The following is a 22,411-nucleotide window of genomic DNA, read 5'->3' on the forward strand; positions in this document are numbered from 1 at the left end:
ACCGCAATCACCCCCTGAGCGAAGGAGTTTCACACATGCGTTACATCCCCAACACGATCGCCGCGACCGCCACGGTAGCTGCCCTCGTCCTGAGCGGCACCGCGGCCATGGGCGTGGCACAGGCGCAGCCCGCCCAGCCGGCCGCCCTGTACGCCCCCTCCGCCCTGGTGCTCACAGTCGGCATGGGCGAGGAGTCCGCGACCGCGACCGTCGAGCGCGCCGTCACCCTGAACTGCACCCCGCGGGCCAACGGCACGCACCCCACGCCCGCGGCGGCGTGTACGGAACTGCGGTCCGTGGACGGGGAGTTCGCCGAGCTCACCGAGTCGACGTCGCAGAAGATGTGCACGCGCGAGTGGAACCCCGTCGTGATCACCGCCACCGGCGTATGGCAGGGCAAGCACGTCACCTGGTCGGCCACGTACCCCAACGCATGCGAGATGCGGGGCAGCCTGGCCGAGGGCGCGGTCTTCGCCTTCTGACCCGCCTCCGCGAGGCCGGTGGCTCACCCCCGCCGCAGACGCGCACGACGTCGCCCCGGCCTCGCTGATCGCCCGGCCGTTGCCGCCACGGCTGACGGCGATCCCCCCAGCCCCTAGCACCGAGCACCGAGCACCGAGCACCAACGCACCCCCGGCACAGGCGCCTCAGGGCGTCAGCACACCGTCCAGGAACGGCTCTACCGCCGTCCGCCAGCCCTCCGGCTGGTCGTAGTGCACCAAGTGACCGGCATCCGCCACCTCCGCGTACTCGCCCCGCGGCAGCACCCGCACCATCTCCTGGGCCTCCGCGCGGCCCAGTTCGCCGTCAAGGCCGCGGAGCACCAGAGTTGGGCACTGGACTTGGGCCAGCTCCTCCCAGTGGGCGTCGTGGACCCACGTTTCGCGGGAAGTGAGCATCTGGCGGCGGGAGAAGACGGGGCGCCAGCCGTCGGCGCTCTCCGCCATCACCTCCGTGTAGAACTCACCGCGGGACGGGCTCGGGCGCTCCACCCAGGGGTCGTCCTCGCCGAACCACTTGCGGACGTCCGCCAGGGTCGCGAAGGGCAGCGGCCAGGAGCGGAACCAGTCGCCCCACTCGCGCTGGGAGGCCGCGCCCAGGGCCGATGCGCGCATATCGCAGATGATCAGGGCCCGGACCAGATCGGGGCGCTTGGCCGCGAGCTGCCAGGCGGTGAGGGCGCCCATCGAGTGGCCGATCAGGGTCACCGGGGCGAGGTTCAGCTGTTCGATCGCGGCCTCGGCGTCCGCGACATACGCCTCGCGGGTGAACGGGCCCTCCGCCGGCTTGTCGCTGCGGCCGTGTCCCCGCTGGTCGAGCGCGATCGCCCGGTGTCGCTCGGCCAGCCAGCGGGCCGTGGATGCCCAGTGCGCGGCACGGCCCATCAGGCCGTGGAGCAGTAAGACCCCCGGGGCGTGCTCCGCCTCGCCACGACCCTTGGGGGGGTCGGCAAACTCCCAGGCAGCCAGGCTTACGCCGTGGGCTCCGGTTACGTCGATGCGCCGCACCATCTGACCTGGCACCCCCTTCTCTCCCCCGGTGGTCGAACTTGTCGAGTCCCGCCAGACTATCGAACCTTTATTCGAAAGAGCGGGTCTGGCGCGCAACACCCCTCGTTCGAGTGACCACGCTCAAGGATTGACTCTCGTGGCCGAGGGGAGATCTTCTGCGGGAGGCGGGCCGCTCGGGGATGAGGGTCCGAGGGGATTGACCCTGGGAGCTCGGGGCTCCGGGTCAGCACAGGGGAGGACAGGCCCCGGCGCCCATGGGCGCCGGGGCCCTCCTGTGAGTACGGGACATGCGGCCGGTCGAGCAGCGCGCCATGCGGGCGCACGAGCCGCGCGACATGCGGTCGGACATGCAGCCGGACATGCGGTCGGACATGCGCGGCGTACGGGGCATGGCAGTACAGCTGGGCGCGGTGCTGTGCGCGCTGGGCGTACGACGGGCGCATACCCTGATCCTCCCCCTGGCTTCGCCGGATGGACCCCACCCCGGCCATGGGTCATATGCCTCAGCCACAGCCTGGCACGCGATTCGCCCGGGCGCTGCCATTCCGGACGGAAAGCGTTATCCGGCGGACCCGGAACGGCCCGGAACGGCCCCGGGAGGCGCGCTCAGAACGCTGCGAGGCCGCACAGCCCCATGGCCACCGCGGCTACCGCGGCTACTGCTTGGCGACGAACACATGCGAGGCCACATCGGCCTCCAGCTCGGCCGCCTCACCACTGCTGCCCACGAGCACCCCGCCCGCGGACTCCGTCACGCTCACCACCGAGCCGGGCTGCACGCCCGCCCGCCGCAGCGTGTACATCAGCTGGGCGTCCGTCTGGATCGGCTCGCCGATCCGCCGTACGACGACGGTCTTGCCGTCCACACCTGGGTCCAGGTCCGCCAGCGAGACCATGTTGTCGTCCAAGAACGGGTCGGCCTCCGCCTTCTCGCCCAGCTCCTCCAGGCCCGGAATCGGGTTCCCGTACGGCGACTCCGTCGGGTGGCGCAGCAGCTCGAGCACCCGCCGCTCCACCGCCTCGCTCATCACGTGCTCCCAGCGACACGCCTCCGCGTGGACCTGCTCCCACTCCAGGCCGATCACGTCGACGAGCAGGCACTCGGCCAGCCGGTGCTTGCGCATCACGCGCGTCGCCAGCCGCCTGCCCTCGTCCGTCAGCTCCAGGTGGCGGTCGCCCGCGACCGTCACCAGGCCGTCGCGTTCCATCCGCGCCACGGTCTGGCTGACCGTCGGACCGCTCTGGTCGAGCCGCTCCGCGATTCGGGCGCGCATGGGCACCACACCTTCCTCTTCGAGCTCGAGGATGGTGCGGAGATACATCTCCGTCGTGTCAATCAGTCCGGACATACGTGCCCCTCGATGCAATCGTGCGGTGCGGCCCCGACTCAAGTCTGACGCATCCCACTGACAACCGTGCCGTGCCGGGGAAAGCCGGTCGGGAAGCTCGTAGGGAAGCCTGTCGACGAACCCGTACGAAAGCACGTACGAGGGCCCGTACGGGAGCCCACCGGTGGGGCCGTATTGACAGGGCAATGGTCCAGACCGCAACGTGATCCGCGGCACGGGTATTCCCGCTGTGTTCCATGCCTTCCCTGCGTACCTCCCGGAAAGGGCTCGGCGATGAGCGAGAGCAAGCTGGCCGGTCAGTTCTTCGACGCTGCGATCGGTCTGCTGCAGCGCGTACGGGACGAGGAGTCCGCGAACATCGCCGCCGCCGGCGCCGCCATCGCCGACACCGTCGCAGCGAACGGCCGGCTCTTCGCGTTCGGCGCCGGTCACTCCTCCCTCGCAGCCCAGGACGTCGTCTACCGGGCCGGCGGCCTCGCCCTGATGAACCTGCTCGCCGTGCCCGGCGTGGTGGGTATCGACGTGATGCCCGCGACGCTGGGCTCGGCGCTGGAGCGCGTGGACGGGCTCGCGGGCGCGGTCCTCGACTCCTCGCCGGCCAAGGCCGGCGACCTCCTCGTGATCATCTCCCTCTCCGGGCGCAACGCGCTCCCCGTCGAGATGGCGATGAACGCCCGCGCGCTCGGCCTCAAGGTCATCGGCGTGACCTCGGTGGCGTACGCGGAGGGCACCAAGGCCCGGCACGTCTCCGGCACCTTCCTCAGGGACCACTGCGACATCGTCCTCGACTCCAAGATCGCGATCGGCGACGCGGAGCTCACCCACGAAGGCATCGAGGCGCCCTTCGCGCCCGCGTCGACCGTCGTCACCAGTGCCCTGATGCAGGCGACGATGGCCGCGGCGGCGGAGCAGCTCGTGGAGCGGGGCATCGAGCCGCCGCTGCTGCGGTCGGGGAACGTGGACGGCGGGCACGAGTGGAATGGGCGCGTGATGAACGAGTACGGGGACCGGATCTTCTTCCGGCACTAAGCGGCCCCGGGGACACCGCTTAGGCCGTAGAGAATCTGCTCAATCGAGGACTGCGGTGGCTTCGATCTCCACCAGATGGTCAGGTACGTCCAGTGTCGCCACGCCGATCAGCGAGGCCGGCGGGACCGGGGTGACCCCCAGCTTCGCGGACGCCCGAGCGATCCCGTCGAGGAGCTGGGGCATCTTGTCGGGGGTCCAGTCGACGACGTAGACGGTCAGTTTCGCCACGTCGTCGAAGGAGCCGCCGACCTCGGCCAGGGCGGTGGCGATGTTGACGTAGCACTGCTCGACCTGAGCGGCGAGGTCGCCTTCGCCGACCGTGACCCCATCGGCATGCCAGGCGACCTGCCCCGCGATGAAGACCAGTTTCGTCCCCGTCGCGATGGACACCTGCCGGTAGACATCGATCTTGGGCAATCCGCTGGGGTTCACCAGAGTGATGGCCATGCTGCCTGCCTCCTTGTCATGAGCGCTTTGGGCTCGCTGCCACCGGACCAAGACGTTCTCTTGGTCTCTTGTGGTTACTGGGAAACCGTAGGAGAGTGAGCGCTGACATGGAAGAACGCACTTTTCAGTGACTGGGGAACCTGATGGTGACCAAGCAGTTCACGGGCTCGCCCGACGAAGCGGACCTGAGGCGCGCGGACTCTCTGGCGCGGGAGATCTTCTCGGACGTCGCCAACAAGTGGGCGCTCCTGATCATTGAGGCTCTGGGGGAGCGCACCCTGCGCTTCGGCGAGCTGCGGAACGAGATCGAGGGCATCAGCCACAAAATGCTCACCCAGAACCTGCGCATGCTGGAGCGCAACGGCCTGGTCGAGCGGACGGTGCACCCCGTCGTGCCGCCGCGGGTCGAGTATGTCCTCACCGAGCCGGGCCAGGCCCTGCGGGTGACGATCGACGGACTGTGCGACTGGACCCACCGGTACCTCGGCCACATCGAGACCTCCCGCCACCGCTTCGACGGCTGACGGGGCGATTGAGGCGCGGGGGTCCGGGGGCGGAACCCTCGCACGGGCCCCGCTCGCAGCGCCTCGGAAAGGCCCGCGCCTCAGCAACGGCCCCCGTCGTTACCCCTCCGTCAGGCCCGCCAGGTCCAGCGCCGACGCCGTCAGGACCGCCACGCTCTCCGCGTACATCGCGTCCGGCCGCTCGAACGCCGGGCGGCTCGACCCGCGCAGGAACGTCACCACCCCCAGCGTCCGGCCCCGGCTCCGCAGCACCGTGCACAGCGAATGCACCGCGTCCCGCGGCCACTGGCGGTCCGCCGCCCAGTCACCCGTCGCCGACGCGGCAGCCGACGCAGGCGCACTCGCGCGGACCGAACCATTGCGGTCGGCCGCCTGGAGCGCCGGGTGCCCCTTCGGATAGCGCACCGGTATACCCGCGCCCGCCACCGGCAAGCACGGGCCCGGCGCGCCCGAAGGCGTCGCCGCGGCGCGGACCAGCCGCTCCCCGTCCGGCTCCACCAGATCGAGCAGCGCATGATCCGCGAAGCCCGCGAGCGCGAAGTCCAGATACGCCGTCGCCGCCTCCATCGCGTCCTCGCACTCCGCGGCGGCCCGCCCGGCCCGGTGCAGCTGACTCGACCGGAAGCGCAGCCGGTCCGCCTCCTGCTCGGCCAGCTTCGACTCCGTCACATCATGGAACAGCCACCCGACCCCGAGCGGAACCGGCTCCTCCGTCAGCGGCGAGGCCAGCCGCAGAAAACCACTGCGCCAGCACCGCCGCCGCTCCCCCTCGGCCGCGCTCAGCGTCACCCACAACTCCGCCAGCCCCCGCGGCGCCCCCTCCGCCAGCACATGGTGGAGCGCGCCCTCCAGCTCCTCCACGCCCTGCACGACGAGCTCGCCCAGCGGCCGCCCGAGCGGCGACGTACGACCCGCACCCAGCGCCCGCGCCGCATAGCCGTTGACGACGGTCGGCCGCAGATCCACATCGACCAGTACGACTCCCCAGGACGCGTCCTCGAACAGCGCCTCGCTCAGCGCGATCGACCGCTCCAGATCGATCTGGGCATGCACCTCGCTGAACGCGCAGTACACCCCCGCCGGCTTGCCGTCACCGCCCAGCACCCGCGCCGACTGGGTCCGTACGAGCACCCGCCCGCCGTCCTTCCGCAGCAGCGCGAACTCGTGCACGGTCCGCCCCGGCGCATCCATCGCGGCCATCAGCCGCCCCTGCACATCCTCGGCATCGGCGGTCCGCACCGCCCACCCGGCAAACCCGCGCCGCCCGACGGCCTCCCCGGACGACCAGCCGAGAATCCGCTCGGCCTCGCGGTTCCAGTGGGTGATGGTGCCCTCCGCGTCGAAGGCACAGAGCGCGGCATCCATCCCGTCGAGCAGCGCGGCAAGCAACTCCGCCCCCGGCACCGCCGCGGGCTGCCCGCCCGCGCTCTCCCGCTCCGGCTCGTCAGGCCCGAGCGCACTGGTGGTCTCGCTCCTGGAAGCACTCATCCTGGACCCCCTGCAGGACGTGTCCACGCATGCTGATGCACGTCACATCATTCAACTGGAACGTGACGCAGAGCACACTCTGTTCCCGAAAATCGTTGCCTCCCGGAAATTGGGTTGTGGCGCCTCGGACAGCTTCCTAAGGTGTGGGCACACGCGAAAGGAGGTGTTCCGGAAGTGATTTCTTCTCGGACTCGTGAGGTGACTGCGGGCTGACGGCCCGTCGTCGCACTCTGTGTGCAGCCGACTGACCGTCGGCCGAAATTCCAAGCAGTCACCGACCCGCGGGCTCGCCGGTAAGTCCGGCCGGCCCCTCCGCAAGGAGGGACCAGAGCCCGCGGGTTTCTGCGTTCCCGGGGCCACCGCACGTAGAGTTTCCATCGGGAACTCACGGAGGAGCCCGGTCATGGTCAGAGCAGTGCCCGAGCGCGACGCCGCCTGTGCCATCGCGCACGCCGCCGCCGTCGTCGGTGACTGGTGGAGTCTGCTTCTCCTGCGGGAGACGGCCCGCGGCCGGCACCGTTTCGACGAGCTGCAACATGAGCTCGACATCTCCCGGAAGGTGCTCACCGAGCGGCTGAACCACCTCGTCGAGAGCCGAATCCTGGAGAAGGTCCCGTACCAGCAGGGGCCGGTGCGGTACGAGTACCGGCTGACCGGGACCGGGCGGGCACTGCTGCCCGTGCTGGTGTCGATGCAGGACTGGGCCGATCGCTGGCTGCTCGGGGACGGCAGTCTCACCGCGTCCGCCGACGAGCACAGTGCCGAGGCGCACCGGGTGCACGGGCTGCCCGGGAGCCGGTTGCCCCGGATGTCGCTGCCCGTGCACACCGGTGGTGAGCTTGATCCGGTGGACGGCCGGGCCTCTGCGACGGTGCTGTTCTGCTATCCGGCCACTGGGCGGCCGAGCCCGCTGCCGGAGGGCTGGTCCGATATTCCGGGCACGGTCGGCTGCACCTTGGAGAACCGGCTGTTCCGGGACGCCTACGGGGATTTCACCGCGGCCGGTGTCGCGGTGCGCGGCATCAGTACGCAGCGCCCCGACGAGCAGCGGGTCTTCGCCGGGGCGGAGGACATCCCGTTCCCGCTGCTCTCCGACGTGGACGCGCGGCTGTCGGCGGCGCTTCGGCTGCCGACGTTCCGGGCGGGGCAGGCGCTGCGGCTGAAGCGGGCGGTTCTGGTGCTGGACCGGGAGCGTACGGTCCGGCATGTGCAGTTTCCGGTGAGCGATATTCCGGCGGCGGTGGCTGCGGCGCTGCGCGAGGGTCGGCTCGTCGCGTCAGTGAACGCTTCGGTGAACGCGTCAGTGAACGCGTCAGTGAACGCGTCAGTGAACGCGTCAGTGAACGCGTCAGGGTGACAGGCGCTCGACCCGCCACCCCTCCTCCGTACGCACATACCGCAGCCGGTCGTGCAGCCGGTTCTCGTGGCCCTGCCAGAACTCCATCTCTTCCGGCACGACCCGGAAGCCGCCCCACTCCGGCGGCGCCGGGACCTGTTCGCCCTCGGGGTAGCGGGTCGCCAACTTCTCGTACGTGCCCAGCAGTTCCTCGCGGGAGGCGATCACCGAGGACTGTTCGCTGGCCCAGGCGCCGAGCTGGGAGCCGTGCGGGCGGGTGCGGAAGTACGCGGCTGTCTCGTCGCGGCCGATGCGCGACGCCGTGCCGGTGACGATGACCTGGCGGGCCAGGCCGTGCCAGGGGAAGAGCAGGGAGATGTGCGGGTTCGCCGCGAGTTCCCGGCCCTTGCGGGAGGTGTAGTTGGTGTAGAAGACGAAGCCTCGTCCGTCGTACTGCTTCAGCAGCACGGTGCGCGAGGAGGGGCGGCCGTCGGGTGTGGCCGTGGAGACGATCATGGCGTTCGGTTCGTGCAGTCCGCCGGAGGCGGCGTCCTTGAACCAGCGGGCGAACTGGTCCATGGGCGCGGGGGCCAGTTCCGTCTCCAGGAGCGCGGTGGAGCGGTACTGCTCGCGCATCACGGCGGGATCGTGGGAAGCGGAATCCACGGCATCGTCCGACGCGACGGAATGAACGGATTCAGGGGTCGGGACGGTGAGATCCGAGTTCGGTGCGGCGTTGTCGGTCACGGGGCCATCCTGCCGCAGCGACTGAGTTTGCCCGGCACTGAGTGCCCTTAACCGTCCCCGGCCGAAATGGGGCACTGTGCCGGATGTCACGCTTCCCCGCATCAGCCGGACCCGCCAAAATATTGGGTCGGGCCACTGTGGCCTCCTTACAGCAGGGGATATCGTGCCTGCCTTCCCGGCGGTTGGGTGACGACCTGCCGTACGGGGCATCACCGGGGTGAGACCCGCACTGTCGTACGCATCTTGAGGAGCCGCATGATGTCCGACTTCGTACCTGGACTCGAGGGAGTCGTCGCGTTCGAGACGGAGATCGCCGAACCGGACAAGGAGGGCGGCTCGCTCCGCTACCGGGGCGTCGATATCGAGGATCTCGTGGGCCATGTCTCCTTCGGGAATGTGTGGGGCCTGCTCGTCGACGGCGCCTTCAACCCCGGTCTGCCGGCCGCCGAGCCTTTCCCGATCCCGGTGCACTCCGGTGACATCCGGGTCGATGTGCAGTCGGCGCTTGCGATGCTCGCGCCGGTGTGGGGTCTGAAGCCGCTGCTCGACATCGATGAGGCGCGGGCTCGTGACGATCTTGCGCGGGCCGCGGTGATGGCGCTGTCGTACGTGGCCCAGTCGGCGCGCGGCCAGGGGCTGCCGATGGTTCCGCAGCAGGAGATCGACAAGGCGACGTCCGTCGTCGAGCGCTTCATGATCCGCTGGCGCGGGGAGCCGGACCCGCGGCACGTCAAGGCTGTGGACGCGTACTGGACGTCGGCCGCCGAGCACGGCATGAACGCGTCGACGTTCACGGCACGGGTGATCGCCTCCACGGGCGCGGATGTCGCCGCGGCTCTCTCGGGTGCGGTCGGTGCCATGTCCGGGCCGCTGCACGGCGGTGCGCCCTCCCGTGTTCTCGGCATGATCGAGGAGATCGAGCGGACCGGCGACGCGACGGCGTATGTGAAGCGCGCCCTGGACAAGGGCGAGCGGCTGATGGGCTTCGGGCACCGGGTCTACCGGGCCGAGGACCCGCGGGCGCGCGTGCTGCGGCGTACGGCGAAGGAGCTGGACGCGCCGCGCTTCGAGGTGGCGGAGGCGCTGGAGAAGGCGGCTCTGGAGGAGCTGCACAACCGCCGCCCGGACCGTGTCCTGGCGACGAACGTGGAGTTCTGGGCGGCGATCATGCTGGACTTCGCGGAGGTTCCGGCGCACATGTTCACGTCGATGTTCACCTGTGCCCGTACGGCGGGCTGGTCGGCGCACATCCTTGAGCAGAAGCGCACGGGCCGGCTGGTGCGGCCGTCGGCGCGGTACGTCGGGCCGGGGACGCGGGACCCGCGCGAGATCAGCGGTTACGACGACATCGCGGACTGACCTCGCCCCGTAACCACGGCTGCGGTACGGCGCCGCTCCCGGTCGACGGGCGCGGCGCCGTTTCGCGTGCGCTCAGGCCCTTGCGCTCAGGCCCTTGCGCCCTCACGCCGGGACGACCCGTGCGCCCTCACGCCGGGACGAGCAGCCCCTTGTGGTGGCGGGCCGCCACCTGGGGGTGGGCCCGCAGCCAGCCCTTGAGCTCGTTGCGGCCGTACTCGGCGAAGAGCGGGTTGGCCGGGTCGGCGGTGACGCCGGGCGCGTCCGACGCGTGCGGGAAGGGCAGCGGGGCGATCCGGGCGTCCAGGCGCGGGTTGTAGAAGAACGGCACGGAGTAGCGCTCGGTGGCCCCGGCCGGGCTGACCACACGGTGGTTGGTGGCCAGCAGATAGCCGTTGGTGGCGACTTCGAGCAGCTCGCCGAGGTTGACGACGAAGGCGCCGGGGATCGGCGGCACCTCGTGGAAGAGGCCGTCGCCGCGCTGGACCTGGAGGCCGCCTATCTGGTCCTGGTGGAGCAGGGTGAGGAAGCCGTAGTCCTTGTGGGCGCCGACGCCCTGGTCGCTGCCGTCGCCCGCGCTGCCGGGGTAGCGGACCAGCTTGAGGTGCAGATGGGGCCGGTCGGCGAAGATCTCGTCGTAGAAGTCCGGGGGCGCGCCGATGGCGGCGAGCAGCTCGTGCAGCAGCTTGTGCGCGACGGCGCTGAGCCGGTCGGTCCAGCCGAGTGCGGCGGTTCTGAGAGCGGGGAGGGCGTCCGGCCACTGGTTGGGGCCTTCGAGCCACCAGTACTCGGGCTCGCCGGGGCCGGGGACGTGGGCGGGGCGTTCGGCGCCGATGTCGAGCTGGTCGCGCCAGTCTCGGCTGCCGCCGGTGCGTTCGTCGCCGGTGCGTGTGTAGCCCCGGAAGTGGGGCGAGTTGAGGTTGGAGACGGCGAGCCTGTCGGCCTCGGGGAGCGCGAAGAAGGCCTGCATGGCTCCGGTGAGTGCGGCGGTCTCGGCCGTGCTGACGCCGTGCCCGGTGAGCTGGAAGAAGCCGACGTCGTGGGCGGCGCTGTGGAGCTGCGCGTGGAGCAGCGCGCGGGCCTGGGGGCCGCGGTCGGCTGCGGAGAGGTCGATGACGGGGAGCTGCAGGTACGACATGGGTACGTCCGCTGGGTGTGGCCCGGCCGCCGCTCCCGGCGATGGCCGGGTACGCGTACCGCCGACGGGCCGCCTGGGTGGGGCGGAGCCGGTGGGGTGGGGATGGGGGGCTGGCGTCAGGCGGAGCGCCGACAGCCCATGCTCGTGACGCGGACGTAGTCCACGTGGCGGCGGCGTACAAGCAGAAGCATTGGCCCAGGATACTGCGGGGCGGCCAGGAGGGTAGTGGCCCGCGCCACAACGGGCGAAACGGTCACCCCAGGTCCTTGGGCCGTCGGTCCTTCCGCCCCTGGTCCTTCAGCGCCTCCTCGACGAGTGCCTCCTCGACGAGCGCCCCCCACTGCGCCACCACCCGGTCCCTCCGCGCGGCGTCGTCCGTGAGGAGGTTGGCGAGGCCCAGGCCGCGGGCCATGTCGAGCAGGCCCTGGACCGTTTCGCGTACGCCGGGGCGTGACTCGTCCGCGTTCAGCAGCTGGACGGCGATGCGGTGGGTCTCGCGGCCTACCCGGGCCTCCAGCTCCGTGACACGGGACCGGAGCTGCTCCTCGTTGGAGGCGGCGACCCACAGATGCAGGGCCGCCCGGAACAGCGGCCCGGTGTAGAGGTCGACGAGGGCCGCGACGACCGCCGTACGGTCCTGGGTCGGGAGGGCCCGCAGCGCCTGTGAGCGCTCCTCCGCGACGTACTCCACCGCCGCCGTGAACAGGTCCTCCCTGGTCGGGAAGTGGTGCTGCGCCGCTCCCCGCGAGACTCCGGCCCGCTCGGCGACCGCCGAGACGGTCGAGCCCGCCCAGCCGTGTTCGGCGAGGCAGCCCACCGCGGCCTCGAGGAGCCGCTGCCGGGTGACCCGGCTGCGGTCCTGCTTCGGAGGGGTCACAACACCCATGCGGGGTCCCGTCGTTCGAGGAAGGCCGTCATGCCCTCGCGTGCCTCCGGCGACGCGAAGAGCGAGGCCGAGCGCTGGACCAGGTCTTCGGCGTCCCGGTCGAACGTCTCGAGCACTCTGGCCGCGAGCAGCTCCTTCGATGCTGCCAGGCCCTGCGCGGACGCCTTGCGCAGCCCCTCGATTACGGGGCCGAGCGCGGCGTCCACATCGTCGGCGGCGAGCGTGAGCAGTCCGATACGGGCCGCCTCCGCCGCGTCGAAGCGCTCCCCGGTGAGGTAGTAGCGCTCGGCCGCTCGCGGGTCCATGCGCTCCAGCAGCGGCAGCGAGATCACGGCGGGCGCGACCCCGATGCGTACCTCGGTGAAGGCGAAGTCGGAGGCGCTCGACGCGGCCGCGATGTCGCAGGCGCCGAGGAGCCCGAGGCCCCCGGCCCGTACATGGCCGGTGACGCGGGCCACGACGGGCTTGGGCAGCGTGACGATCTGCCGCAGCAGTGCGACGAAGGTGTACGGATTGGGCGGGGCTTTCAGATCGGCGCCCGCGCTGAAGGTCGACCCGGTGTGGGTGAGGACGACGGCCCGTACGGAGTCGTCCTTGGCGCAGTCGGTCAGCGCCTGGGCCAGCTCGCCGACGAGCCGCGCCGACAGGGCGTTGCGGTTCGCCGGCGAGTCCAGCGTCAGGGTGGTGATGCCGCGCTCGTGTGCCGTGCCGAGAATCGTCACGTGTTCTCCTTTTCCCGGTCCCTCAGTTCACGCCTGAGGATCTTCCCCGAGGCGGCGCGCGGCACGCCGCCGATGAACTCGACACGGCGGACCTTCTTGTACGGCGCGACGCGTTCGGCGACGTAGGCGAGGATCTCGTCCTCGGTGAGATTCTCGGCGGCCTGCTGCCGTACGACGTACGCCTTGGGGATCTCGTTGCCGTCCGCGTCGTACACCCCGATCACCGCCGCGTCCGCGATGCCTTCGTGGGTGAGCAGCAGCGCCTCCAGCTCGGCGGGGGCGACCTGGAAGCCCTTGTACTTGATGAGTTCCTTGACCCGGTCGACGACGAACAGCCAGCCGTCGGCGTCGACGCGCCCGATGTCGCCGGTGTGCACCCAGCCGTCGGCGTCGATCATGTCGGCGGTGGCTTCGGGGCGGCCGAGGTAGCCCTTCATCACCTGCGGGCCGCGGATCGCGACCTCGCCCTCCTCGCCGATGCCGGCGTCCTTGCCGGGGTCGTCGATGGAGAGGATCCGCATCTCGGTGTTCGGCAGGAGCTGTCCCACGGCTCCCGGCGGCGGGTTCGTCGCGGCGAGCGGCACGACGTGGGTGCCGGGCGAGAGTTCCGTCATGCCGTACGCCTGGCGCACCGGCGGGAGTCCGAGCCGGGCCGAACATGCCTGTCCCAGGCGGGCGTCGAGCGGGGCGGCGGCGCTGACGATGTACTCGAGCGAGGACAGGTCGTACTGGGCGACGGCCGGGTGCTTGGCGAGGGCGAGGACGATCGGCGGGGCGACGTAGAGGCCGTTGATGCGGTGTTTCTCGATCGCCGCGAGGAAGGTGTCGAGCTCGAAGCGGGGCAGTACGACGACGGTGGCGCCGTGACTCAGCGGGGCGTTCATCAGGGCGGTGAGGCCGTAGATGTGGAAGAACGGCAGCACGGCGAGGATCCGGTCGCCGGGGCCCATCGGGATCACCGGGGCGAGCTGCGCGAGGTTGGTGGCGATGGAGCGGTGGGTGAGCATCACGCCCTTGGGTACTCCGGTGGTGCCCGAGGAGTACGGCAGGGCGGCGATGTCCTCGGACGGGTCGATGGCGATGTCCGGCTCGGGTGCGGTCGAGCCGAGCAGGTCGAGGATGCTGACATGCCCCTCCGCGCGGTCGCAGACGAATATCTCCTCGATGCCGGAGACGAGCCCGGCGGCCCTGCGGGCGGCCTCGAGGAGCGGTGAGACGGTGACGATCCAGCGGGCGGAGGAGTCGCGGAGCTGCTTGGCGAACTCCTCCGCGGTGGAGAGCGGATGGACGGTGGTGACGGAGGCGCCGGCGCGGGTCGCCCCGTAGAAGACGGCGGGGTAGGCGACGGTGTTGGGGCTGTGCAGGGCGAGGACGTCGCCCTTGCGCAGGCCCGCGCCGGCGAGGCCGGCGGCGATGCGCCGGTGGGAGGCGTCGAGCTGGGCGTAGCTGACGGTGGTGCCGTTCACGCCGTCGACGAGGGCGATCGTGTCGCCGAACTCGGCGGCACGGCCGAGCACGGTCTCGTGGATCGGCCGGTTGTCGGCCGGGACATCCGCGTACTGGCTGTAGAACACCGTTCCAGGCATGGTCGGCCCCCTCGCAGTGTGTGGACGGCCAGGGTCTCCCGTGTCAGTACGACTTGGGGAGACCCAGGGACTGGTGGGATACGTAGTTGAGGATCATCTCCCTGCTGACCGGGGCGATCTGGGCGACGCGGGCGGCGGTGATCAGGGACGCGAGGCCGTACTCGCGGGTGAGGCCGTTGCCGCCGAGGGTGTGGACGGACTGGTCGACGGCCCTGACGCAGGCCTCACCGGCGGCGTACTTGGCCATGTTGGCGGCCTCACCAGCGCCGGTGTCGTCGCCGGCGTCGTAGAGGGCGGCTGCTTTCTGCATCATCAGGCGGGCGAGTTCGAGCTCGATGTGGGCCTGGGCGAGGGGGTGGGCGATGGCCTGGTGCGCGCCGATGGGGTCTTTCCAGACCTGGCGGGTCTTCGCGTAGCCGACCGCCTTCGCGAGCGCGTACCTGCCCATGCCGATGGCGAAGGCGGCGGTCATGATGCGCTCGGGGTTGAGCCCTGCGAAGAGCTGGAGGAGACCCGCGTCCTCGTCGCCGACGAGGGCGTCGTCGGGGAGGCGTACGTCGTCGAGGACGAGCTCGAACTGCTTCTCCTGGGCATGGAGTTCCATGTCGATCTGCGAGCGCTGGAAGCCGGGGGCGTCGCGGGGGACGATGAACAGGCAGGGCTTGAGCCTGCCGCTTCGTGCGTCCTCGGTGCGCCCGACGATGAGGGTGGCGTCGGCGATGTCGACGCCGGAGATGAAGACCTTGCGCCCGTTGAGGATCCAGCCGTCCTCGGTCCTGCGGGCGGTGGTGGTGATGCGGTGGGAGTTCGACCCGGCGTCGGGCTCGGTGATGCCGAAAGCCATGGTGCGGGTGCCGTCGGCGAGCCCTGGGAGCCATTGCTCTTTCTGGCCGTCCGTGCCGAAGCGGGCGATGACGGTGCCGCAGATGGCGGGCGAGACGACCATCATGAGGAGCGGGCAGCCGGCTGCTCCCAACTCCTCCAGAACGATGGAGAGTTCCGCCATGCCACCGCCTCCGCCGCCGTGCTCCTCGGGGAGGTTGACACCGAGGTAGCCGAGCTTGGCGGCCTCGGCCCAGAGTTCTTCGCGTACGTATCCGCGGCCGTGCCGGTGCCCGAGGGCGGCGACGGCGGCGCGCAGGGCGGTGTGCTCGTGGCTCTCGATGTTCATGACGCGGAGTCCTCCTCCTGTACGACGGCGAGCAGGGCGCCGACCTCGACCTGACGGCCGGGTACGGCGTGGAGCGCGGTGAGGATGCCGGAGGCCGGCGAGACGATGCGGTGCTCCATCTTCATGGCCTCCAGCCAGACGAGCGGCTGCCCCTGGGTAACCCGGACGCCTTCGCCGAGCCCGTCGCCGACCCGTACGACGGTCCCGGGCATGGGCGCGAGCAGCGACCCGGGCAGGGCCCTGTCCTGGGGATCGGCGAACCGGGGCCGGGCGGTGAGCGTGCAGGTGCCGAGGGGGCTGTCGACGTACACCTGATCGCCATGGGCGGTGATGCCGAAGTTCCGTACGACGCCGTCGAGTTCGAGGCGTACGCGATCGGGCGCGACGTCGACGACGCGGAGCCCTGCCACATCCTCGACGACGTACCCGTCCCGGCCCGCCCGGTACCGGACCTCGTGCTCGCCGTAGACCTTGAGCTGGGGCTGCGATGCCACATTGCGCCACCCGCCGAAGCGCCCACCGCGGGAGGCGGCATCGGCGAGGGCGGCGGCGACGGCCGCGTACCGCTCGCCGTCGCCGGGGACCGTGAGCGCGTCGAGGTTGCGCTCGTAGAACCCGGTGTCGAGCTGGGCGCCGGTGAACTCGGGGTGCTCCAGGGACCGTACGAGCAGCTCCCGATTGGTGACGGGCCCGTGCACGCGGGCCCGCCGCAGGGCATGCGCGAGCCGCCGCACGGCTTCGTGGCGGGTGGGAGCCCAGGCGATGACCTTGGCGATCATGGGGTCGTAGTGCACGCCGATGGAGTCCCCGGCGCCGTACCCGGTGTCCACGCGCACATACGGGGCGGTGTCCACGCGTACCGATGGGGCGCCGTAGCCGGTGTCCGCGCGCAGGCCGGTCGCGGCTCCCGGGACCTCCAGCGCGTGCAGCACCCCGGTCTGCGGCGTCCACCCCTTCGACGGGTCCTCCGCGTACAGCCGTGCCTCCACGGCGTGCCCGCTCGCCCGCGGCGCGGCCTCCGGGAGCGCAGCGCCCTCCGCCACGCGCAGTTGCAGCGCCACCAGGTCCAGGCCGAACACCGCTTCCGTGACGGGGTGTTCCACCTGGAGGCGGGTGTTCATCTCCAGGAAGTGCGCCCTGCCGTCCGGGGAGACCAGGAACTCCACCGTCCCCGCTCCCCGGTAGCCCACCGCCCGCGCCGCCGAGACGGCCGACTCGTGCAGGTTCTCGACCAGCGACGGCGCAAGGCCCGGCGCCGGGGACTCCTCGATGACCTTCTGGTGCCGGCGCTGCAGCGAGCAGTCGCGCGTCCCCAGCGCCCATACCGTGCCGTGCGCGTCCGCCAGGACCTGGACCTCGACATGGCGTCCGCGCTCGATGTACGGCTCCAGGAACACCTCGCCGTCGCCGAAGGCGGACGCCGCCTCGGACCGGGCCGCCTCCAGCTCCCCCGCGAGGGCGCTCAGCGAACGGACGATGCGCATGCCCCGGCCGCCGCCCCCCGCCGCCGCCTTGACCAGGACCGGCAGATCCGCCTCGGTCACCTCGGCCAGGGGCGCAAGCCCCATCAGCTCCTTCGCGCGCGTCTTGGACGCCATCGCCTCGATGGCGGACGGCGGGGGCCCGATCCACACCAGCCCCGCGTCCAGCACCGCCCGTGCGAACTCCGCGTTCTCGGACAGGAACCCGTACCCCGGATGCACCGCATCCGCCCCCGCCGCCAGCGCCGCCTTCACGATCAGGTCGCCCCGCAGATACGTGTCCGCGGGCGCCGCCCCGGGCAGCCGTACCGCCGCGTCCGCCTCCCGGACGTGAAGCGCCGAAGCGTCCGCATCCGAGTGGACGGCGACCGTGGAGATGCCCAGCTCACGGCAGGTACGGAAAACCCGGCAGGCGATCTCGCCCCGGTTGGCGACAAGCAGAGACTGAATCATCAGGTCCTCACATCCGGAAGACGCCGAAGCCGCCGCGCGCGCCCTCGACCGGTGCCGTGTGGATCGCGGACAGACAGAGCCCCAGCACCGTCCGCGTATCGCGCGGGTCGATGACCCCGTCGTCGTACAGCCGCCCCGAGAGGAACATCGGCAGCGACTCGGACTCGATCTGCTGCTCCACCATCGCCCGCAGCCCCGCGTCCGCCTCGTCGTCGTACGGCAGCCCCTTCGCCATCGCCGACGCCCGCGCCACGATCGACAGCACGCCCGCCAGCTGCTGCGGCCCCATCACCGCCGACTTGGCGCTCGGCCAGGCGAAGAGGAACCGCGGGTCGTACGCCCGCCCGCTCATCCCGTAGTGCCCGGCGCCGTACGACGCCCCCATCAGCACCGACAGATGCGGGACCTTCGAATTCGACACGGCGTTGATCATCATCGCGCCGTGCTTGATGATGCCGCCCTGCTCGTACTCCTTGCCGACCATGTAGCCGGTGGTGTTGTGCAGGAACAGCAGCGGCACATCGCGCTGGTTGGCCAGCTGGATGAACTGCGCCGCCTTCTGCGACTCCGCGCTGAACAGCACACCCTGGGCGTTGGCCAGCACACCCACCGGATAGCCGTGCAGCGACGCCCACCCCGTCACCAGGCTCGGCCCGTACAGCGGCTTGAACTCGTCGAAGTCCGAGCCGTCCACGATCCGCGCGATGACCTCGCGCGGATCGAAGGGGGTCCGCAGATCCCCCGGCACGATCCCGAGGAGCTCCTCCGCGTCGTACGTGGGCGGCACGGCCGGGCCCGGATCGGCGTGCGCCTTGCGCCAGTTGAGGCGGGCGACGACCCGCCGCGCCTGCCTCAGCGCATCCGCCTCGTCGAGCGCGAAGTAGTCGGCGAGACCCGACGTACGGGCGTGCATCTCCGCGCCGCCGAGCGACTCGTCGTCGCTCTCCTCCCCCGTCGCCATCTTCACCAGCGGCGGTCCGCCCAGGAAGACCTTCGACCGCTCCTTGATCATGATGGTGTGGTCGGACATCCCGGGGACGTACGCCCCGCCCGCCGTCGAGTTCCCGAAGACGACCGCGATCGTTGGAATGCCGGCCGCCGACAGCCGGGTGAGGTCCCGGAAGAGCGCCCCGCCGGGGATGAAGATCTCCTTCTGGGACGGCAGATCCGCGCCGCCGGACTCGACGAGGCTGATGCAGGGCAGCCGGTTGGCGTACGCGATCTCATTGGCGCGCAGGGCCTTCTTCAGCGTCCAGGGGTTGGACGCCCCGCCGCGCACGGTGGGGTCGTTGGCCGTGATCAGGCACTCGACGCCCTCAACGACCCCGATGCCGGTGACCATCGACGCGCCGACCGGGTAGTCACTGCCCCAGGCGGCGAGCGGGGACAGCTCCAGGAACGGCGTATCGGGGTCGAGGAGCAGCTCGATACGCTCGCGCGCCAGCAGCTTGCCGCGCCCCCGGTGCCGGGCGACGTACTTCTCGCCGCCGCCCGCGAGCGCCTTGGCGTGCTCGGTGTCCAGCTCGGCGAGTCTGCCGAGCATGGCCTCGCGGTGGGCGGCGTAGTCAGGACCCGCAGGGTCGAGGGCGGAGCCGAGCACGGTCACAGCATTACCTCCGGAATCACAGCAGTACCTCCGGGATGTCGACGTACCGCGAGCGCAGCCACTCGCCCAGCGCCTTCGCCTGCGGGTCGAAGCGCGCCTGCGCGGCGACGCCTTCGCCGAGGATCCCCTCGACGACGAAGTTCAGGGCGCGCAGATTCGGCAGGACATGGCGTACGACGGTGAGTCCGGCGGTCTCCGGGAGCAGCGCCCGGAAGCGGTGCACCGTCAGTTCGTGGGCAAGCCAGCGCCAGGCGTCGTCGGACCTGGCCCACACCCCGACGTTGGCGTCGCCGCCCTTGTCGCCGCTGCGGGCGCCCGCGACCAGGCCGAGCGGGGCGGCGCGGCGGGGCCCTGCGGGCAGTTCGTCGGGCAGCGCGCCCGCCGGCTCGAGGTGCCCGATGTCCTTCGTACGTACGGGAGCCGGCACTACGACGCGCTGCCCGTCGGGCAGTACGGCCACATGCTCCACCCCGACGGCGTCCACGTACTCGGCCTCGAAGACCCCGTACGGCGCGCCCTTCCCCGGCGGCGCCGTCACATGGAAGCCCGGGTAGCTGCCGAGCGCCAGCTCGATCGCCGCCCCGCTCACCGCACGCCCGGCCTTCTCCGGGTCGCTGTCGCGCACCACCAGGCGCAGATAGGCGCTGGCCCGCTCCTCGGTGTCGCCGTCCGGCCGTTCGGTACGGGCCAGCTCCCAACGCACCTCCGCCGGACGGGACGTGCCGAAGGCGTCCTCCAACTGGTCCCGCACCAGACGGGCCTTGGCCTCGATGTCGAGCCCGGTGAGCACGAACACGACCTCGTTGCGCCAGCCGCCCATCCGGTTGAGCCCGACCTTCAGGGTGGGCGGCGGGGCCTCGCCGCGCACGCCCGAGATCCGCACCCGGTCGGGTCCGTCCTGCGTCAGCCGTACGGTGTCGAGGCGGGCGGTGACCTCCGGCCCGGCGTAGCGCGCGCCCCCGGTCTCGTACAGCAGCTGCGCGGTGACCGTGCCGACGTCCACGAGGCCGCCGGTGCCGTCGTGCTTGGTGATGACGGAGGAGCCGTCGGCGTGGATCTCGGCGAGGGGGAAGCCGGGGCGGCGTACGTCATGGCCGCTGAAGAACGCGTAGTTGCCGCCGGTCGCCTGGGTGCCGCATTCGAGGATGTGCCCGGCGACGACCCCGCCCGCGAGCGCGTCGAGGTCCTCGGGTCCCCAGCCGAAGTGCGCGGCCGCGGGTCCGGTGACGAGCGCGGCGTCGGTGACCCGTCCGGTGACGACGACATCGGCGCCCGCGCGCAGGCACTCGGCGATACCGGCGCCGCCGAGGTAGGCGTTTGCGCTGAGGGCGCCCGGGAAGCGGGCGGCGAGGTCGTCGCCCTCGACGTGCGCGACCTTGACCGGGACGCCGACGCGGCCGGCGAGTTCCCGTACGGCGTCGGCGAGGCCCGCCGGGTTGAGCCCGCCCGCGTTGGCGACGATCTTCACGCCGCGCTCGTGGGCGAGACCGAGGCTCTCCTCCAGCTGCTTGAGGAAGGTCTTGGCGTAGCCGAGGCGGGGGTCCTTCAGCCGGTCCCGGCCGAGGATGAGCATGGTCAGCTCGGCGAGATAGTCGCCGGTCAGGACATCGAGGGGGCCGCCGGTGAGCATCTCCCGTACGGCGTCGAAGCGGTCGCCGTAGAAGCCGGAGGCGTTGCCGATACGGAGCGTCATCAGGCCCCCTTGGGTGTGCGGCCCGCGCCCGCCGGTCCGGCGAAGGCCTGCGCGATCTCCAGCCACCGGTCGGCGTCGGCGCCCTCCGCCCGTACCGCGAGATCGTCGCGGTGCGCGCGCTGGGTCACGAGCAGGCAGAAGTCGAGGGCGGGCCCGGTGACGCGCTGCCCGGCGTCCTCGGGGCCGTATGCCCAGAGCTCCCCGGCGGGCCCGGTGAGCTCGACGCGGAACGGCTCGGCGGGCGGTGTCAGCCCGTGCACCTGGTAGGCGAAGTCGCGCGCCCGGACCCCGATGAAGGCGACATGCCGCAGCCGTGCGGTCGGTTCGCGTACGGCGCCGAGCGCGTCGGCGATGTCCTGGCCGTGGGCCCAGGTCTCCATCAGCCGGGCGGTGGCCATCGAGGTGGCGCTCATGGGCGGCCCGTACCAGGGGAAACGCGCGCCGGGCGGGGTCTCCCTCAGGGCCCGCTGCAGCCGCTCGCGGCCGTCGCGCCAGCGGGTCAGCAGTGCGGCGGGCGGCAGTGCGGCACCGGTCTCCGCGCCCTCGTCGACGAAGGAGTCCGGTGCGGCGAGGGCTTTCTCGACCTCGGCGGCGAACGCCCCGGGGTCGGTGACGGCGAGCAGCGCGGCAGCGTCGGTCCAGGTCAGATGGGCGATCTGGTGGGCGACGGTCCAGCCGGGCGCGGGGGTCGCACGCGCCCACCCCTTCTCGTCCAACTCCCCGACCAGCCGGTCGAGTTCATCGCTTTCGCTGCGCAGGTCGTCGAGTACGACGGCGGGGTCGGACACGGTGCGCTCCCTTGAGGACACGACGTTGTGTGTCCCGGAGCATGGCAGCGCCCGAAGAAACAAGCAAGCATGCTTGCTTTACTTACGGCGACTTTCTGGCCACCTGGGTCCGCACCGCACCCATGCTCGCCGCGATGACCAGCGCGATCGCCAACGCGTCGATCATGGAGAGGGCTTGATGCAGTACGAGGAAGCCCGCCGTGGCCGCGATCGCCGGCTCCAGGCTCATCAGCACCGCGAAAGTGGGCGCGGGCAGCCTGCGCAGGGCGAGCAGTTCCAGGGTGTACGGGAGGACGGACGACATCAGCGCGACCGCGAGCCCGAGACCGATCGTGGAGGGCACGAGCAGCTTGCCGCCCGCCTCCGCGATGCCCAGCGGCAGGCTCAGCACGGCCCCGACCGCCATGGCCAGCGCGAGCCCGTCGGCCTGCGGGAACCGCCGCCCGGTGCGGGCGCTGAAGACGATGTAAGCCGCCCACATGGCACCGGCGGAGACTGCGAACACCGCGCCCACCGGGTCGAGCCGGTCGAAGCCGCCGCCGCTGAGCAGCAGGACGCCGCCGAGCGCGAGGCCCGCCCAGACCAGGTTCACCGGCCGCCGCGAGACGATCACGGACAGCGCGAGCGGGCCGAGGACCTCGAAGGTGACGGCAGCGCCGAGGGGGATGCGGTCCGCGGCCTGGTAGAAGAGCACGTTCATGGCGGCCATCGCCGTGCCGAAGGCGACGACGGTGCCCCAGTCGGCGCGCGAGTGCCCGCGCAGCCTGGGCCGGCAGACGATCAGCAGGACGACCGCGGCGAGGACGAGCCGCAGGGTGACGACGCCGAGGGGTCCGGTGCGCGGCATGAGCAGTACGGCGATGGCCGCACCGAACTGGACGGAGAGACCGCCGGCGACGACCAGGGCCACCGGCCCGAGGGTGCGGCGGCCCTGGGGCGCGGCACCGGAGCTGTCCGCACCAGAGCTTTCCGCACCGGCAAGGGCGGCGGCGGCCTCCGGCTCTGCAGCTACAGGCGTGCGCGGGCTGTCCACCGGAAACCTCCCTTTCCCGTCACGATGCATCTCTACGCTACGGATCCCCGGGTCATCCGTGAAATGC

General features: G+C 71.4%; 20 protein-coding genes. 5 read left to right on the plus strand and 15 right to left on the minus strand.

Annotated elements, in window-relative coordinates; translation table 11 throughout:
* Positions 1 to 35: 35 nt before the first annotated feature.
* A complete protein-coding gene (locus tag SLUN_RS17420; RefSeq protein WP_108149364.1) occupies positions 36 to 482 on the plus strand; it encodes a subtilase-type protease inhibitor in 447 nt (148 codons plus the stop codon).
* 165 nt (positions 483 to 647) lie between these two features.
* Here SLUN_RS17420 and SLUN_RS17425 read toward each other — a convergent pair whose 3' ends face one another.
* Together SLUN_RS17425 and SLUN_RS17430 are read right to left on the minus strand one after the other, a co-directional pair.
* On the minus strand, positions 648 to 1,511 hold the full coding sequence (locus SLUN_RS17425; protein WP_108149365.1) for an alpha/beta fold hydrolase: 864 nt from the start codon (positions 1,509 to 1,511) through the stop codon (positions 648 to 650).
* 656 nt (positions 1,512 to 2,167) lie between these two features.
* On the minus strand, positions 2,168 to 2,860 hold the full coding sequence (locus SLUN_RS17430; protein ID WP_108149366.1) for an iron-dependent transcriptional repressor DtxR: 693 nt from the start codon (positions 2,858 to 2,860) through the stop codon (positions 2,168 to 2,170).
* Positions 2,861 to 3,133: 273 nt separating this feature from the next.
* Here SLUN_RS17430 and SLUN_RS17435 point away from each other — a divergent pair, with 273 nt between their 5' ends.
* The gene (locus tag SLUN_RS17435; RefSeq protein WP_108149367.1) at positions 3,134 to 3,889 is read left to right on the plus strand and encodes an SIS domain-containing protein; all 756 of its coding nucleotides are present in this window, start codon (positions 3,134 to 3,136) and stop codon (positions 3,887 to 3,889) included.
* Between the two features lie 39 nt (positions 3,890 to 3,928).
* On the opposite strand, the gene SLUN_RS17440 is transcribed toward SLUN_RS17435, so the two are convergent.
* Positions 3,929 to 4,336, minus strand: a complete 408-nt coding sequence (locus tag SLUN_RS17440; RefSeq protein ID WP_108149368.1) for a RidA family protein — start codon at positions 4,334 to 4,336, stop codon at positions 3,929 to 3,931.
* Positions 4,337 to 4,479: 143 nt separating this feature from the next.
* Between SLUN_RS17440 and SLUN_RS17445 the strand changes: the two genes are divergently transcribed.
* Positions 4,480 to 4,860 (plus strand): winged helix-turn-helix transcriptional regulator, encoded by a 381-nt coding sequence (locus tag SLUN_RS17445; protein ID WP_108149369.1) that lies wholly within the window; start codon positions 4,480 to 4,482, stop codon positions 4,858 to 4,860.
* 99 nt (positions 4,861 to 4,959) lie between these two features.
* Here SLUN_RS17445 and SLUN_RS17450 read toward each other — a convergent pair whose 3' ends face one another.
* A complete protein-coding gene (locus tag SLUN_RS17450; protein WP_108154798.1) occupies positions 4,960 to 6,348 on the minus strand; it encodes a PAS domain-containing protein in 1,389 nt (462 codons plus the stop codon).
* A 403-nt stretch (positions 6,349 to 6,751) separates the two neighbouring features.
* On the opposite strand from SLUN_RS17450, the gene SLUN_RS17455 reads away from it, so the two are divergent.
* A complete protein-coding gene (locus SLUN_RS17455) occupies positions 6,752 to 7,705 on the plus strand; it encodes a winged helix-turn-helix transcriptional regulator (RefSeq protein ID WP_108149370.1) in 954 nt (317 codons plus the stop codon).
* On the opposite strand, the gene pdxH is transcribed toward SLUN_RS17455, so the two are convergent.
* On the minus strand, positions 7,697 to 8,320 hold the full coding sequence (gene pdxH, locus SLUN_RS17460) for a pyridoxamine 5'-phosphate oxidase (RefSeq protein ID WP_254709893.1): 624 nt from the start codon (positions 8,318 to 8,320) through the stop codon (positions 7,697 to 7,699). The two genes, SLUN_RS17455 and pdxH, sit on opposite strands and share 9 nt — an antisense overlap.
* A 369-nt stretch (positions 8,321 to 8,689) precedes the next feature.
* Between pdxH and SLUN_RS17465 the strand changes: the two genes are divergently transcribed.
* The gene (locus SLUN_RS17465) at positions 8,690 to 9,790 is read left to right on the plus strand and encodes a citrate synthase 2 (RefSeq protein WP_108154799.1); all 1,101 of its coding nucleotides are present in this window, start codon (positions 8,690 to 8,692) and stop codon (positions 9,788 to 9,790) included.
* Positions 9,791 to 9,917: 127 nt separating this feature from the next.
* On the opposite strand, the gene SLUN_RS17470 is transcribed toward SLUN_RS17465, so the two are convergent.
* The 10 genes from SLUN_RS17470 to SLUN_RS17515 form a co-directional block, all read right to left on the minus strand.
* Positions 9,918 to 10,925, minus strand: coding sequence for an isopenicillin N synthase family dioxygenase (locus SLUN_RS17470; protein ID WP_108149372.1), 1,008 nt, complete (start codon positions 10,923 to 10,925; stop codon positions 9,918 to 9,920).
* Positions 10,926 to 11,178: 253 nt separating this feature from the next.
* On the minus strand, positions 11,179 to 11,811 hold the full coding sequence (locus SLUN_RS17475; RefSeq protein ID WP_108149373.1) for a TetR/AcrR family transcriptional regulator: 633 nt from the start codon (positions 11,809 to 11,811) through the stop codon (positions 11,179 to 11,181).
* On the minus strand, positions 11,799 to 12,533 hold the full coding sequence (locus SLUN_RS17480; protein WP_108149374.1) for an enoyl-CoA hydratase family protein: 735 nt from the start codon (positions 12,531 to 12,533) through the stop codon (positions 11,799 to 11,801). The genes SLUN_RS17475 and SLUN_RS17480 overlap by 13 nt, the downstream gene beginning before the upstream one ends.
* Positions 12,530 to 14,119, minus strand: a complete 1,590-nt coding sequence (locus tag SLUN_RS17485; RefSeq protein ID WP_108149375.1) for a 4-coumarate--CoA ligase family protein — start codon at positions 14,117 to 14,119, stop codon at positions 12,530 to 12,532. The genes SLUN_RS17480 and SLUN_RS17485 overlap by 4 nt, the downstream gene beginning before the upstream one ends.
* A 43-nt stretch (positions 14,120 to 14,162) precedes the next feature.
* Positions 14,163 to 15,290 (minus strand): acyl-CoA dehydrogenase family protein, encoded by a 1,128-nt coding sequence (locus SLUN_RS17490; protein WP_108149376.1) that lies wholly within the window; start codon positions 15,288 to 15,290, stop codon positions 14,163 to 14,165.
* Positions 15,287 to 17,224 (minus strand): acetyl/propionyl/methylcrotonyl-CoA carboxylase subunit alpha, encoded by a 1,938-nt coding sequence (locus tag SLUN_RS17495; RefSeq protein WP_108149377.1) that lies wholly within the window; start codon positions 17,222 to 17,224, stop codon positions 15,287 to 15,289. Before SLUN_RS17495 ends, SLUN_RS17490 begins: the two co-directional genes overlap by 4 nt.
* 7 nt (positions 17,225 to 17,231) lie before the next feature.
* Positions 17,232 to 18,830, minus strand: coding sequence for an acyl-CoA carboxylase subunit beta (locus SLUN_RS17500; RefSeq protein WP_108149378.1), 1,599 nt, complete (start codon positions 18,828 to 18,830; stop codon positions 17,232 to 17,234).
* Positions 18,831 to 18,846: 16 nt separating this feature from the next.
* Positions 18,847 to 20,523 (minus strand): acyclic terpene utilization AtuA family protein, encoded by a 1,677-nt coding sequence (locus tag SLUN_RS17505; protein WP_108149379.1) that lies wholly within the window; start codon positions 20,521 to 20,523, stop codon positions 18,847 to 18,849.
* Positions 20,523 to 21,311 (minus strand): TIGR03084 family metal-binding protein, encoded by a 789-nt coding sequence (locus SLUN_RS17510; protein ID WP_108149380.1) that lies wholly within the window; start codon positions 21,309 to 21,311, stop codon positions 20,523 to 20,525. Before SLUN_RS17510 ends, SLUN_RS17505 begins: the two co-directional genes overlap by 1 nt.
* 82 nt (positions 21,312 to 21,393) lie before the next feature.
* The gene (locus tag SLUN_RS17515; protein WP_257153749.1) at positions 21,394 to 22,344 is read right to left on the minus strand and encodes an EamA family transporter; all 951 of its coding nucleotides are present in this window, start codon (positions 22,342 to 22,344) and stop codon (positions 21,394 to 21,396) included.
* Positions 22,345 to 22,411 lie beyond the last annotated feature (67 nt).

This window comes from Streptomyces lunaelactis, assembly GCF_003054555.1.
Lineage (GTDB): Bacteria > Actinomycetota > Actinomycetes > Streptomycetales > Streptomycetaceae > Streptomyces > Streptomyces lunaelactis.

What these genes read in the sequence shown, in the direction of transcription:
- SLUN_RS17420 (WP_108149364.1), top strand. Translation starts at nt 36, where the DNA reads ATGCGTTACATCCCCAACACGATCGCCGCGACCGCCACGGTAGCTGCC.
- SLUN_RS17425 (WP_108149365.1), bottom strand. Translation starts at nt 1,511, where the DNA reads ATGGTGCGGCGCATCGACGTAACCGGAGCCCACGGCGTAAGCCTGGCT.
- SLUN_RS17430 (WP_108149366.1), bottom strand. Translation starts at nt 2,860, where the DNA reads ATGTCCGGACTGATTGACACGACGGAGATGTATCTCCGCACCATCCTC.
- SLUN_RS17435 (WP_108149367.1), top strand. Translation starts at nt 3,134, where the DNA reads ATGAGCGAGAGCAAGCTGGCCGGTCAGTTCTTCGACGCTGCGATCGGT.
- SLUN_RS17440 (WP_108149368.1), bottom strand. Translation starts at nt 4,336, where the DNA reads ATGGCCATCACTCTGGTGAACCCCAGCGGATTGCCCAAGATCGATGTC.
- SLUN_RS17445 (WP_108149369.1), top strand. Translation starts at nt 4,480, where the DNA reads ATGGTGACCAAGCAGTTCACGGGCTCGCCCGACGAAGCGGACCTGAGG.
- SLUN_RS17450 (WP_108154798.1), bottom strand. Translation starts at nt 6,348, where the DNA reads ATGAGTGCTTCCAGGAGCGAGACCACCAGTGCGCTCGGGCCTGACGAG.
- SLUN_RS17455 (WP_108149370.1), top strand. Translation starts at nt 6,752, where the DNA reads ATGGTCAGAGCAGTGCCCGAGCGCGACGCCGCCTGTGCCATCGCGCAC.
- pdxH (WP_254709893.1), bottom strand. Translation starts at nt 8,320, where the DNA reads ATGCGCGAGCAGTACCGCTCCACCGCGCTCCTGGAGACGGAACTGGCC.
- SLUN_RS17465 (WP_108154799.1), top strand. Translation starts at nt 8,690, where the DNA reads ATGTCCGACTTCGTACCTGGACTCGAGGGAGTCGTCGCGTTCGAGACG.
- SLUN_RS17470 (WP_108149372.1), bottom strand. Translation starts at nt 10,925, where the DNA reads ATGTCGTACCTGCAGCTCCCCGTCATCGACCTCTCCGCAGCCGACCGC.
- SLUN_RS17475 (WP_108149373.1), bottom strand. Translation starts at nt 11,811, where the DNA reads ATGGGTGTTGTGACCCCTCCGAAGCAGGACCGCAGCCGGGTCACCCGG.
- SLUN_RS17485 (WP_108149375.1), bottom strand. Translation starts at nt 14,119, where the DNA reads ATGCCTGGAACGGTGTTCTACAGCCAGTACGCGGATGTCCCGGCCGAC.
- SLUN_RS17490 (WP_108149376.1), bottom strand. Translation starts at nt 15,290, where the DNA reads ATGAACATCGAGAGCCACGAGCACACCGCCCTGCGCGCCGCCGTCGCC.
- SLUN_RS17495 (WP_108149377.1), bottom strand. Translation starts at nt 17,224, where the DNA reads ATGATTCAGTCTCTGCTTGTCGCCAACCGGGGCGAGATCGCCTGCCGG.
- SLUN_RS17505 (WP_108149379.1), bottom strand. Translation starts at nt 20,523, where the DNA reads ATGACGCTCCGTATCGGCAACGCCTCCGGCTTCTACGGCGACCGCTTC.